Annotated in this window: 11 protein-coding genes; 1 reads left to right on the forward strand and 10 read right to left on the reverse strand. The window is 65.6% G+C overall.

The window, feature by feature from the left end; all coding sequences use genetic code 11:
• Positions 1–8: 8 nt before the first annotated feature.
• The 5 genes from DFR52_RS13650 to DFR52_RS13670 all read right to left on the reverse strand — a co-directional run bounded on the left by DFR52_RS13650 (position 9) and on the right by DFR52_RS13670 (position 6,329).
• Positions 9–941: an ABC transporter permease gene (locus tag DFR52_RS13650; protein ID WP_110032513.1), complete on the reverse strand. Its 933-nt coding sequence runs from the start codon at positions 939–941 to the stop codon at positions 9–11.
• A complete protein-coding gene (locus DFR52_RS13655) occupies positions 938–2,077 on the reverse strand; it encodes an ABC transporter ATP-binding protein (RefSeq protein ID WP_110032514.1) in 1,140 nt (379 codons plus the stop codon). The genes DFR52_RS13650 and DFR52_RS13655 overlap by 4 nt, the downstream gene beginning before the upstream one ends.
• A gap of 71 nt (positions 2,078–2,148) precedes the next feature.
• On the reverse strand, positions 2,149–3,327 hold the full coding sequence (locus tag DFR52_RS13660; RefSeq protein WP_245415334.1) for an ABC transporter substrate-binding protein: 1,179 nt from the start codon (positions 3,325–3,327) through the stop codon (positions 2,149–2,151).
• 73 nt (positions 3,328–3,400) lie between these two features.
• Positions 3,401–5,392 carry a primary-amine oxidase gene (locus DFR52_RS13665; protein WP_110032515.1) on the reverse strand — a complete coding sequence of 664 codons (1,992 nt, stop codon included), beginning with the start codon at positions 5,390–5,392 and terminating at the stop codon, positions 3,401–3,403.
• A 241-nt stretch (positions 5,393–5,633) separates the two neighbouring features.
• Positions 5,634–6,329 carry a response regulator transcription factor gene (locus DFR52_RS13670; protein ID WP_110032516.1) on the reverse strand — a complete coding sequence of 232 codons (696 nt, stop codon included), beginning with the start codon at positions 6,327–6,329 and terminating at the stop codon, positions 5,634–5,636.
• 269 nt (positions 6,330–6,598) lie between these two features.
• On the opposite strand from DFR52_RS13670, the gene DFR52_RS13675 reads away from it, so the two are divergent.
• Positions 6,599–7,495 (forward strand): proline iminopeptidase-family hydrolase, encoded by an 897-nt coding sequence (locus DFR52_RS13675; RefSeq protein ID WP_110032517.1) that lies wholly within the window; start codon positions 6,599–6,601, stop codon positions 7,493–7,495.
• A 6-nt stretch (positions 7,496–7,501) separates the two neighbouring features.
• Here DFR52_RS13675 and DFR52_RS13680 read toward each other — a convergent pair whose 3' ends face one another.
• Genes DFR52_RS13680 through DFR52_RS13700 form a run of 5 tightly spaced genes read right to left on the reverse strand, consistent with a single transcriptional unit; the run spans position 7,502 to position 12,397 of the window.
• Positions 7,502–8,785, reverse strand: a complete 1,284-nt coding sequence (locus tag DFR52_RS13680; protein ID WP_110032518.1) for a four-carbon acid sugar kinase family protein — start codon at positions 8,783–8,785, stop codon at positions 7,502–7,504.
• Positions 8,785–10,053, reverse strand: coding sequence for a ribulose-bisphosphate carboxylase large subunit family protein (locus DFR52_RS13685; protein ID WP_110032519.1), 1,269 nt, complete (start codon positions 10,051–10,053; stop codon positions 8,785–8,787). Before DFR52_RS13685 ends, DFR52_RS13680 begins: the two co-directional genes overlap by 1 nt.
• A 7-nt stretch (positions 10,054–10,060) precedes the next feature.
• Complete coding sequence (locus DFR52_RS13690; protein ID WP_110032520.1) at positions 10,061–10,600, reverse strand: VOC family protein; 540 nt, start codon at positions 10,598–10,600, stop codon at positions 10,061–10,063.
• Positions 10,601–10,607: 7 nt separating this feature from the next.
• Positions 10,608–11,885: a TRAP transporter large permease gene (locus DFR52_RS13695; protein ID WP_110032521.1), complete on the reverse strand. Its 1,278-nt coding sequence runs from the start codon at positions 11,883–11,885 to the stop codon at positions 10,608–10,610.
• A complete protein-coding gene (locus DFR52_RS13700; protein WP_170132268.1) occupies positions 11,882–12,397 on the reverse strand; it encodes a TRAP transporter small permease in 516 nt (171 codons plus the stop codon). The genes DFR52_RS13695 and DFR52_RS13700 overlap by 4 nt, the downstream gene beginning before the upstream one ends.
• Position 12,398: the final 1 nt, after the last annotated feature.

Raw genomic sequence — 12,398 nt, forward strand, 5'->3', positions numbered from 1 at the left:
CCCCCGCTTCATTTGCGCCCGAAGATGGTGTCGAGATCGACCCGCTTGAACAGCGCCCAGGACAGCGCTCCACCCATGGCGATCAGCAGCACCGACAGAGCCGAGCCCTTAGGCCAGTTCTGGGCGAAGGTGAATTCCTTCTGGATGTCCTGGGCGATCATCACCACTGCAGTTCCGCCCAGCACCTTCGCCTCGGTGATGGCGCCGGCCACCAGAATGAAGCAGATCAGCGCCCCGATGATGATGCCGGGCATGGCGAGAGGAATGTCGATCTCGCGCAGGACCTGCGCGTTGGTGGCGCCGAGGTCGAAGGCGGCCTCGCGAAGCTTCGGCGGCACCATGGAGACGCCGAGAACCATCGGAAACAGCATGAAGGGCAGATAGATGTAGACCAGCCCGAACAGCGTCGCCGAGAAGGTGTAGAGCATGGAATCCAGCTCGATGCCGAAATAGGTCTGCAAGGTGCCCGAGACCACGCCGCCCTTGACGAGAAACAGCATCCAGCCCATCAGCCGCAGATTGTCGGCCACGAACAGCGGCGCGGCCAGCACGATGGCAAGGATGCTGCCCTTGTTTCCGAAGATGCGCACCATCGCGACGGCCAGCGGATAGCAGACCACCAGCAGGATGACGACAGTGCAGGTGGCAAGCTCCAGCGACGATACGAATGAGAGATAGTAGGTGCCCGCGAAGATCGAGCGAAAGTTGTCGAGCGTCGGCACCTGCAGGAGCGAGAAGGTTTCCGGCGGCATGAAGGCGAAGAGCACCACCACCGTCAGCGGCGCCAGGAAGCCCGCGATGAACAGCAGGCTGATGGGAACCGCCGCGACGAAGCCGGGATTGCGGACCGCATCTCTGAGCCGGTCGAGACGCGACACCTTCCGCGGCTTTCGCGGTTCGGCCTGGTCGATCCAGTCGGCGCTCCTCGACAGCTTGTTCATCTCGCCACCATCGACTGGGTGAAGCTCGGGGTCGCAAACAACATGGATTGCCGGGTGTCCCAGGCGATGGTGACCGTTGCGCCGCGCGCCACATCCAGCTGCTGCTCGCGCAGTTTCTCCACCAGGAAGATCTGGGAGCTGCCGACCCGGACCTGATACTGCACCCGCGAGCCGAGCAGGTAATCGTTGTAGATGGTGCCGGTCAGCTTGTTGTCCGCAGCATCATCTGGATGGTCGAGAAAGCGGATATCCTCTGGGCGGACAACCAGCGCGGCCTCCCGGAACTCGGAGTCCCCGGCGGGCGACTGGTAGGCCGCGCCGGTGAGCCTGTCGACGAGGCTGCCCGCGGCACCGCGCTCGACATCAACGACGTTGACCTCGCCCATGAACTCGGAGACGAAGCGGTTGACCGGGTTGGCGTAGATCTGGTTGGGCGTGCCGATCTGGACGAAGCGGCCCTTGTTCATCACTCCGATCCGGTCGGACATCACCATCGCCTCCTCCAGCGAATGGGTGATGTAGACAAAGGTCTTGCCGGTCTCGCGGTGGATGTCCTTCAACTCCTTCTCGAGCAGCTTGCGCAGCTTGTAATCGAGCGCAGAGAGCGGCTCGTCGAAGAACAGGATGTCGGGATCGAAGGCGAGCGCGCGGGCGAGCGCCACGCGCTGGCGCTCGCCGCCGGAGCACTGCAGAACGCCCTTGCCGTAATAACTGTCCGGCAGCCTGAGTTGCGCCATCAGCTCGAGCGCGCGCGCCTTGCGTTCTGCGGGCGCGACGCCGCGAATCTTGAGGGGAAACTCGATGTTCTGCCCGACCGTGCGGTGCGGAAACAGCGCCAGCGACTGGAACACCATGCAGGTGGGCCGGCGGTTGGCCGGTACGTCGTTGATGCGCTCGCCCCGCAGCAGGATGTCGCCGTTGGTGGGCTTGTCCATGCCGACGAGCATGCGCACCATGGTGGTCTTGCCGCTGCCGGAGGGGCCGACGATCGTGAAGAACTCGCCCTCGTGGATGTCGAGACTGACGCGGTCGACGGCGGCGAAATCGCCGAAGAACTTGTCGACCGCCTTGAGCCTCAGGATCGGATCTCCCGTCCTGGCTGCGGATTCGGTTGCGGCAGCGGTCTCGACGATCATGGCGACTTCCTGCTGGTCTGGGTTGGAGGTCGGGGCGGCAGGGTCCGTACACCCCCGCCCCGATCGAACGGTCAGGCCTTTTCGCGCACCGCCGCCGAGAAGATATCGTGCAGCCTGGTGTAGTCCGGGATGATGTCGAAGTCGGTGCACTTGTTCATGTCGGCTTCCAGCGTGTCGTACTGGAAGGCGTCGAGCTCCTCGGCGCTGAACAGCGCCATCACCCGCGGGTCACCCATCTGGCCGACCGGGTTGTAGGTGCCCTCGGCAAACGAGACGTTCTTGCAGGTCTCCGGACGGTAGCAATATTGCAGGAAGTCCTCGCCGCGCGGCGACAACTGCGGATTGTTGACCAGCGAGGTCAGCTCCATCCAGCGCACGCCGGCCCTGCCGCCCAGTTCCTCCGGTCCCTTGTTGGGAACAACGCAACGCAGATTCGGATTGCCGTCGAGGCGGGCGGCGGAGACCGTGTAGACGCTGCCGGGGAACGAGCCGTCGATCGAGCCGTTGATCATGCCGAGCGCAATGGCGTTCATGTCGTCGGACAGGAAGGCGGCGTTGTTGATCAACTTGCGCATGAGCACTTCGTATTTCGCCAGTTCCTCGTCGGTCACCGCCCGGAACGGGCTGAAGCCGGCGGCGATCGCCACATGCATGACCACCCAGTCGTCATACATCAGCACGGCATACCTGCCCTTGAAGTCGTCGGCCAGAAACAGGTCGTAGCCCTCATCCTCCAGGGTGGCGGCGGAGACCTTGTCGGTGTTGACCAGCACGCCGGAGGGGCCGTAGCGCTGGATCATGCCGAGCAGGTTCTCGCCGTCGTCCGACATCGCCCATTTGTAGGGCCACTTGAATTCGGGGATCATCATGTCCCAGAGCGGCTCGAACTTGGCCTTGTCGAGCGGCTTGATCAGACCCTCGGGATAGAGCTGCTTGCGGCCCCAGGCATTGTTGAGATTGATGATGTCCCAGACCTTGGTGTCGCCGGCGCGCAACTGGTTGACCGCCTCCGGGTCGGAGATCAGGCCCTGCGCCTTGACCTCGCAATCGAACTCGCGGCGGAAGGGATCGAGCACCTTGTCGGAATTGTAGCCTTCCCAGCAATAGATGTTCATTTCCTTCTCGCGGGCGGCATAGGCTGCGGAGGACAACAGCCCGGAAGCGGCGACACCGGCCGACAGCATGGCCGTGGTCCTGAGGAATTCGCGGCGGGACTGGTTAAACGACTGCAAGAGGTTTTTGCGCTTCATTGGAAACTCCCTTCCGATTGCGTCAACGGGTGGGCACCGGGTCCGGAGTCCGGCGCCGGCTGCCGGGTTCAGGTCAGTCGCCTGCGCAGCACGAGCCCGCGTCCTTGCCGTGCGACCTGCTTGCCATGTTTGTCTCGGGCGGCAGGTTGATCAGCGGATTGCCGTCGAAGAAGTTGAGCGGCATCAGCGTGAAGCCGCAGAACACGCAGGGCTGCACCGGGTGGTCCTCGACACGCGGGATGTGATGCAGGCCGAACGAGTGCCAGACGACAATGTCGGTGTTTTCAGTCGGCCGGTCCCGGGCCGTCCACTTCGGCAGACCGTCGCCGGGCGCCGAGTGGTTGACGAATTCGCCGGCCGGATAGCGCTCCTCGGGATCGTAGGGCGTGACCCAGATGTGGTTGTAGATGAAGCCGGACCGGGCCCCGGACGGGCCCTGTGGGTCGATATAGGGCTGGATTGCCGAGGGGGTGTCGATCTTGTAGCCGGTCGGCTTGCCGACCCAGTTCTTCCTGTCCGGATTGACGATCTTCCAATAGCGCGACTTCTCGAAATCGACCTTGCGCCGCGCCTTGAGTTCGCTGGAAAGCGGCGTCTGTTCGACATAGAAGGCGTTGCCCATCGGGTTGCCGGGTCCCATGGCCGGGGCGATGGTGTCGCATTCGATCACCGTGTTGTTGGGTCCGTCGATTTCCATGTCGAGGCGCATGCAGAAAACGTGCTGGTGGTTGTAGCCGACCACGCCGGGGGCCACCTCGGTGCCGTATTTCTGGTCGGATCCGGGAAAGCAGGCCACCGTGTTGATGATGCCGGTGGCCTTCATCTCGAATTCGATGCGGCCGTCCTGGTAGAGGTACCAGTAGCAGCAGTATTCGTAATTGCCGACGGTGGTGATCGATGAGACCACCAGCCGGCGGGTGCGACGGGTCTCGGTGCGCTCGGAGCGGAAGTCGAAATGCTTCCAGGCAAGGCCCGCGTCCTCCTCGTGGATGCAGATGCCGCTCGGGATGACGCGCGGATTGCCCATCATGTCCGGCAGGACGACATCCATGTACTGGATGTGGCCGAGACAGTCGCAGCCCAGCGCCAGCGAGTTGACCAGCTTGCCGAAGCCGTATTCGCCGGAGTCGAAGACGTTCTTGCGGTAGTGCACGCCCTCCGGCGTTCCATAGGGAACCACCATTTCCGACATCGACAGCCGGTAGCCGACCGGGCGGCGGTCGCCGCCGACGGTGTAGCCCAGGCGGTAGAGCACGAGGCCTTCGCGGCCGTTGAAGCCGATGCGCAGATCCCAGTTGTCCCAAGTCAGCAGATTGCCGTCGAGCGTGAAGCTCGGTCCCTCGCGCTGGACCACGTCGAGCGGCTTGAGGGGCGCGCGGAAGTCGGTAAGGATGGAGGAATCGTAGTTGATCGGGGTCTGCGGGATGGGAACGTCGATCCCGCCCGCGGCCGAATGGTCGTCGACCCGAAGCACCTCCATGGTGTCGATGTCGACGACGACGTTGAGGCCCTCGACCGGATGGGCGTAGTAATTGTCGAGCTTGAACATCCGCATCCACACGAAGGTGTGGGCCAGCCGCCTGTTTTCCTCGCCCTCGATGCCGAAGTTCCCCGCCGTCCACGGATCGACGCAGACGAGGCTCATGTCGGTGATGCCGCGACGCTCGATGGCGGCAATGAAGCGCGGATCCGCCTTGGCCGCGTCCTCGATCATAAAGAACTCTTCGGGCGATATCATCTGGCGGACATCGGCCAGGAAGTCGACCGTGGTGATGGCGCCTTCCGTGAGAGATACCTTGCCGCGCCAGACGCCCGTGGCCCCGCGCCTGTAGGCGTTGAAACGGGCGGTCCGTTCGATCTGCATGCCGGCAACGAAGCCGCGAACGACGTCCTTGGCCGGCTCGCAGAGTTCGATGGTCTCGAACAGCAGCTCGGCCCCGAAATCGTAGGCGGCGCGGACAATGGAAGCGACCGCGACGATTTCCTCCGCCGACAGCGGATCAAGCGGATGAGCGGCGCCGGCGGCGGCCATCGCGGCCTGGTTCTTCTCTACGGTCGTCAGCATGGAGCAGCTTCCTCCTCGGATCGGCGGTGCACGGGCATGTCTTTGCCCATATTTCAAGCAGAACTTGAATTCGCCCAGTGTTTGACCAATTCGCACCCAAGTCCATCCACCGAATGGTTGATGCTGCAGTGCGGGAGGCGCCCGTTGGCGGGAAGGCCGGCAGGGTTTGGCCATCGGCGGGCAGAGCCTGCCCGACAAGGAATTGAGGCGGGATGCGGAGAATCGCGTCGACGCAGAGCAGTCAGCTCAGCTGCATCACCCGCGAGACGAAGCCGGAGCGGTTTTCGACGCCGGTCTTGTCGAAGATGTGGATGAGGTGTGTCTTCACCGTCGAAACGCCGATCTGCAGGAAATCGGCGATGTCGGCGTTGGTCCGGCCGCAGCAGAGCAGTTCCGCCACCTCGGCCTCGCGCGGAGTCAGGTGCAGCGTCGCCATGGCCGCGCGCCGGGCTTCGGGCTTGGATTCCCGGAACTGGCCGCGGAGATTGTAATCGATATAGCCGTGCAGCTTCTCGGCCAGGTCGAAGACGTCGCTGGTCGGAGTGTCATCGTCGCGCGTCCACATCACGGAGATACCGGCATAGATGCGCTCGTCACGGCGAAACAGAAGATCGATGGTGTTGCGCACTTCGAAGGCGCCGAGGAAGTCACGGTAGATGCCGACGCTGCCGGGCGGCGCATAGCGATCGGCATAGTCCATCCGCACCACGGTGTCCGGCTTGTGCGCGGCATGGCGGACATGCAGCGGATCGAAGGCGTGCATTTCCCTTATATAGGCCTTGAGGAATTCCGACGGCATGCGCCGGCAGACGAAATTGTAGAGATTGTCGGATTCGTCGACGGAGTAGAATGCGAGACGGCTGGCGCCCAGTGTTCCTGCCAGAAGCTGAAAGGTCTGATCGACAAAACCGCGCTTGTTCACTTCCGCGAAAGGCATGGCCACGCTCCGATACTCGACCTCCCGCGACAATTAGTGCGCGATGCGGGGTGCGTGTCAAGCGGGAACGCATGAGCGGCACTATCGTGGCCGTGACCACCTTTCGGTGGATTTCCGGGCCGCGTCCGATCGCCTATCTGGCTTGCGTGGCGGGGGTGGCCTTCCCGGTGACGGCGAGCCCGGCGGCGCGACCCGACCTTCATATGAGCCGGGGGCAAAGGAAGCGGCACCGGCGCCGCGATCTGCAGGCGAAAACGGGAGAACGGCGGATGTGGCGTGAGATCGAAGCCGACAGGAGTCATCGCGTCGATGTGAGCGGCGGCCAGGTCTCGGTCTATGACTTTGGCGACCCGGCGGCGACCGACACCCTCTTGTGTCTCAACGGCGGTCCCGGACTGCCCTGCGATTATCTGCGCGAGGCGCATTCCTGCTTCATCGACCAGGGCTATCGGGTGGTGGCGTTCGACCAGCTCGGGACGGGCGCGTCCGACCGCCCGGATGATCCGGCGTTATGGACGATCGCGCGCTATGTCGGGGAAACGGAAGCCGTGCGCCAGGCGCTCGGCCTCGGCCGCGTGCATCTGCTCGGCCATTCCTGGGGCGGCTGGCTCGGGATCGAGTATGCGCTGACCCATCAGCAGGCATTGAAGAGCCTGGTCCTGGCCGACACCAACGCCGACATGCCGCATCTGGTCTGCGAGCTCCAGCGGCTGCGCGCGGCACTGGGCCCGGAAACCGTGGCGATGATGCTGCGCCACGAAGCCGAAGGGTCCTACGCCCATCCCGAATACGCCGCCGCCGTCAGCCTGCTCAACTACCGGCATGTCTGCCGGCTGTCCGAGTGGCCGGCGCCGGTCAACCGCTCGCTCGGCGACTGGAACATGGGTCCCTACGGCACCATGCAGGGACCGAACGAGTTTCTCTACACCGGCAATCTGAAGGACTGGAACCGGGTGCCGGACCTGCACCTGATCAAGGCGCCGACACTCATCCTCTGCGGCCAGCACGACGAGATCACACCCGCCTGCGCGCTCAGAATGAAGCAGCACATGGCGCATGCCGAAATCAAGGTGTTCCCGAACTCCTCGCACATGCCGTTCTACGAGGAGCCGGAGGCCTACCACGCGGTGTTGAGCGACTTTCTCGGTCGACAGCGATCGGCCTGACCGGCGTCAGAGGGCCGCGAAGCGGTCAAAGAGATCGACGCCGCCCATCTGTCCGCCCTTGAGCATCAGTTCCATGCCGTCGAGGCGAGGGTCGGCATGGGTGCCGCTGCACAGGCTGACGCCGGGGTCGATGTCGGACCCGAAACCGATGCTGGAAAAGCCGAGGCGCTGGCAGATGGCGCTGGACGTGTCGCCGCCGGCGACGCCAAGCCTGGCGATGCCGACCTGCGCCGCCACCGACGCGACAAGGTCGACGAGTGCGGCGGTCAGCCCGGCAGCGTCGAGCCGGTACCGGGCGCCCGGCAGGGTATGGACCAGCACCGCCTGGCCCTGCCGGAGCCGCGTGCAGACATTTCCGACGAGCCGCGCCAGCGCTTCGGCGTCGTGCATGATCTCGGGCGGCAACGGCTCTCTGGCGAAAGACCTTGCGTTCGCCACCTGGGCTTCCGTCACCGAAGACTGGCTGCCGGCGACGACGAGGCAGGCGCCGGACGGCGCAGGCGATGCGGCCGGCGCGGTGGCACCCGGCGCCGGCGCGATGGCAGACAGCGCCTCGACCACGCCGCTGGCGCCGATGACGAGGATGGGACGGCTCGCCGCAAGCGCGCCGAGCGCGGCGCCGATGCAGGCGAGGTCGGCCGGCGTCGCCGCGTCGAGCAGGAACCGCCCCCCGGCGCCTTCGATGCCGGCCCGAAGCGGGGCGGCGAGCGCCTCCGGGCCGCGGGCCAGAAGCGTCATGTCCAGCTTGCGGATCCCATCGAGCCCCTGGGCACCGAGATGCAGCGACAGATCGGATTCGGCCATCGGCGTCACCGGATGGCGGCGCATCACCGGGTGGCGATCGATGCGATGCACCTCGCCGTCGGCGGCGCGGGCGAACAGATGGCCGAACAGGCAGTAGCGCCCGAGCGACGGCTGGCCGCCGACAACCAGGGTCAGGGCAGGATCGAACGCCGCCTCGAGCGCGCGCACCGCCGTGCCGATCGAGCCAGTGTCGGGGCTGCTGTCGAAGGTCGAGCAGACCTTGTAATGGACGAATGCGGGGTCGAGTCCCGAGAGGCTGGCCGCGATGTCCTCCATCTCCGCTCCGATGCGGCGAGCCGACAATCCGCGCAGGCCGGTGGCGATGCCGACGATGTCGAGACCCGCGCCGGACCGGGCGGCTGCCGCCGGATCGAGAAACAGCCTGACTCGCGCCCCTGCCGTGGCCCAGGCGGCGAGCGTGTCGGAGGCGCCGGTGAAATCATCCCCGACGAAGACGCAGAAGGATCGCTTGCCGGCCGGGCGCATCAGGCGCCGAAGAAATCGAGGGCGGCGTCCAGCTCGGGGGCATGGAAGTCGCGCAGTGAGATGCCGGAGGAGACCGCCTCCCAGGCCTGGCGCAGGCTGCGCACGCCGGCGCCGGGACCATCGGGATGGGCCAGAATGCCGCCGCCGGCCATGAACAGGAAATCCGGACTGCCGACCGCCTCGAAGGTGCGCGGCAGGGTGCCGGCCCACTGCCCGGAGGAGAAGGCCGGCATCACCCGGTCGTCGGCGCCGGTCGCATCGGCGGCAAGCGGCATGAGACAGCGGCGCGCCGCCGCCTCGACCTCGTCGGCGGCATCGACGAACTTGCCGCCGATGCCGTGGACATGCATGTGGTCGACGCCCGCAAGACGGTACATGGCCTGGTAGGCGTCAAAGGCGATGCCGAGCAGAGGATGGCGCGACATGGCGCCAAAGCCGTTGCGGTGTCCGTGCAGGGCGAGCCCGGTGTGGGCGCGCAGGCTCTCGATGCCGGAAAGGCCGCACCAGTTGAGGCTGGCCATGACACAGGAGCCGCCCTCGGCGGCAACCAGATCGGCATGGCGGCGCATGGCGTCGGTCTCGTCGGTGATGTTGAAGGCCATCATCACGTCACGGCCAGTGCGGTCGCGATAGGCGCGGATCCGCGCCATCACCGCCGGCACCCGCTCGGCGATCGGCGCATGATCCGGATTGGCGCAGACCTCGTCATCCTTGATGAAGTCGACGCCGGCCTCGCACAGCGTCTCGACCAGATCGGCGATCTCGACGGCACGCATGCCGACATTGGGCTTGATGATGGTGCCGAACAGGGGACGGTTCTCGACCCCGAGACTGTCGCGCGTGCCGGAAACCCCGAGCGCCGGGGCCGCATAGCGGGCGCGATAGCTCTGCGGCATGGACAGCGACATGAGCTTGAGCCCGGTCACCTCGCCGATGTCATAGAGATTGCCGGACACCGTCGCAGCCAGGGTCGGCAGGTTGCGACCGATATTGGCAACGGGAAAGGCGATGCGGATCCGCGCCCGGCGGTAGGGGCCGAAGACCGCCTTGCGCTCGAGATAGGCGCTTTCCAGGCTCGGCTCGTCCACCGGCCCCAGTTCGGTCACCTCGAGCACCTCGGCTGCCGCGCGGGCGCGCAGCTCATCGGTTTCGCCGGCGACGCGGACGAAGGTGCCGCTCGATTGCTCGCCCGCCATCACCGCGGCGATGCGTGCCGGTTCCATCGGCGTTTCGAGCAGATAGGTGGCCTCGATGCGGTTCTCGCTCATGACGGACTCAGATCTTCGACAGGTCGGGGAACGGGCGCAGCGGCTCGCTGCCGTCCCAGTTCTCGGAGGCCGAGCGGATGAGATCGAACATCCGCCCCTTCGGTCCCAGAACCTCGGAGAGCTCGATGACGGTGCCGGGATGGGCCTCCTGGGCAAAATAGGTGAACCGGCCGTTCCTGCCGACACAACCGCTCATCTTCTCGGTGAAGCCCTCGGCAAGCATGCGGGCCAGGTCGGCGTCGAAGCTCTCGGTCCAGTAGGCGACATGCTGCAGGCCGCGGTTGCCGGCGCGCATGAAGTCCCGGTACATCGACGGCGCGTCGTTGCGGGTCTGGATCAGCTCGACCTGGATGTAGCCGGAATTGGCCAGCGCCACGGAATTGTGCACCTCGTGGCTCTCGCCGTCGTAGCGGTAATCCTCGATTGGGACGCGCGGATTGTAGAACCAGGGACCGACGCCCATGACGCGGCCCCAGTGGTCCATGCCCGCTTCGATGTCGTCGACCACATAGCCCAATTGCCGGATCGGTCCGAGAAACCTGCTCATGTCTGCCTCACTTTACGAGATAATTGGGAAGCCAGGTTGAAAGGGCCGGGACGGCCGAGACAACGATCAGCGCGAGAAGCAGCGGCGCCAGGAAGGGCAGCACGCCGCGGACCACCACCGGCACCGGGATCTTGGTGACGATGGAAACCATGAACAGGCTCATGCCGACCGGCGGGGTCAGAAGCCCGATCATCAGGTTGAGCACGAAGACGATGCCGAGCTGCAGCGGATCGACGCCGGCGAGCGCCAGAGCGGGGGCGATGATCGGCGCGATGATCAGGATGGCGGCGATGGATTCGAGCACCATGCCGACGATCAGCAGGAAGACATTGACCAGCAGCAGCAGCATGAACGGATTGTCGGTCAGCCCGAGCAGCAGTTCGCTGGCGATCAGCGGCACCCGGTCGAGCGTGAGCACCCAGGCAAACAGAGCCGCGGCCGAGACGATGAACAGGATGTTGGCGGTTGCCTCGACGGTCTCGCGCAGGCAGGCGACGGTCTTGGCCCAGGTCAGCGACCGATAGACGAAAACCCCGATCAGGCAGGCATAGGCGACGGTGACGCCGGCCACTTCGGTGGGGCCGAAATAGCCGCTCATCAGGCCGCCGATGAGCAGCACCGGCGCCATCAGCGCCGGAAACGAGACGATGAACTTGGCGGTCACGGCCTTGACCGTGGGGCGCACCGTGTCGCGCGGCAGGCCCTTGATCCGAGCCATGATCGCCACCTGGATCATCAGCAGCGCGGTCAGGAGCAGCGCCGGGATGATGCCGGCCACAAGCAGCTTGACGGCCGAGACATTGGCGACGCTGGCATAGATGATGATCGGGATCGAGGGCGGGAAGATCGGGCCGATGGTGGCCGCCGCGATGGTGAGGCCGGCGGCGAAGTCCTCGCGATAGCCCTGCGCCTTCATCTGGTTGATCTGCACCGCGCCAAGCGCGCCGATGTCGGCGAGAGCCGCGCCGGAGATGCCCGAGAAGATCAGGCTGACCAGAACGCTCACCTGCGCCACGGCGCCCTGGACCCGGCCGAGCAGCAGCCGGACGAGATCGAAGAGATGGGTGGTCACACCCATGGCGTTGAGCAGGTTGGCGGCGAGGATGAACAGCGGCACGGCCAGCAGCGGCGAGGAATCGAGCGCGTTGAGCGCCCGCTGCGCCAGCACCGAGACCGGCAGGCCGTTGGCGACGATGACGATGGCAGAGGACAGGCCGAGAGACACCGCCACCGGGGCGCCGATCATCAGCAGCGCCAGGAACAGGCCGAGAAGGATCAGGCTCATAGGATCATGCCCTTGTCGGCTTCATCGGGCGCATGGAGGATGTCCAGGATGCGGAAGACGGCCGCGAGCACGAGGAGGATCGTGCCGACGAGCGCCGGGGCGTAGTAGCCCCAGTTGGGCATGCCCATGGCGGGGGTGAGGAATTTGCCGGCCCGCGGCAGGAAGGCGGCGAAGCCCCACAGCGTCAGCCCGGCAAAGCCGATCGTCGAGAGTTCGGCCACCACATGGATCCCGCGGCGGGCGGGCGCGTTGAGCGAATCGGGCAGCAGCGTGACCGCCACCATCTGGTGGCGCAGCACCAGCGCCGGCACCGTCAGGAACACCAGGCCGATGCCGCAGAAGCGGGCGAGCTCATCGGCCCAGGGCAGGCCGAGATCGAAGATGTTGCGGGCGACGACCTGGAGCACGATCAGCACCGCCATCAGGGCCAGAAGCCCGATGCCGGCGGAAAGCCCCGCCTCCGCCAGCCGCGCCATCACGGCGCGGCCCCTGCTGTTCCACTGACGGGTCATC

Source organism: Hoeflea marina, assembly GCF_003182275.1.
Classification (GTDB): Bacteria; Pseudomonadota; Alphaproteobacteria; order Rhizobiales; family Rhizobiaceae; genus Hoeflea; species Hoeflea marina.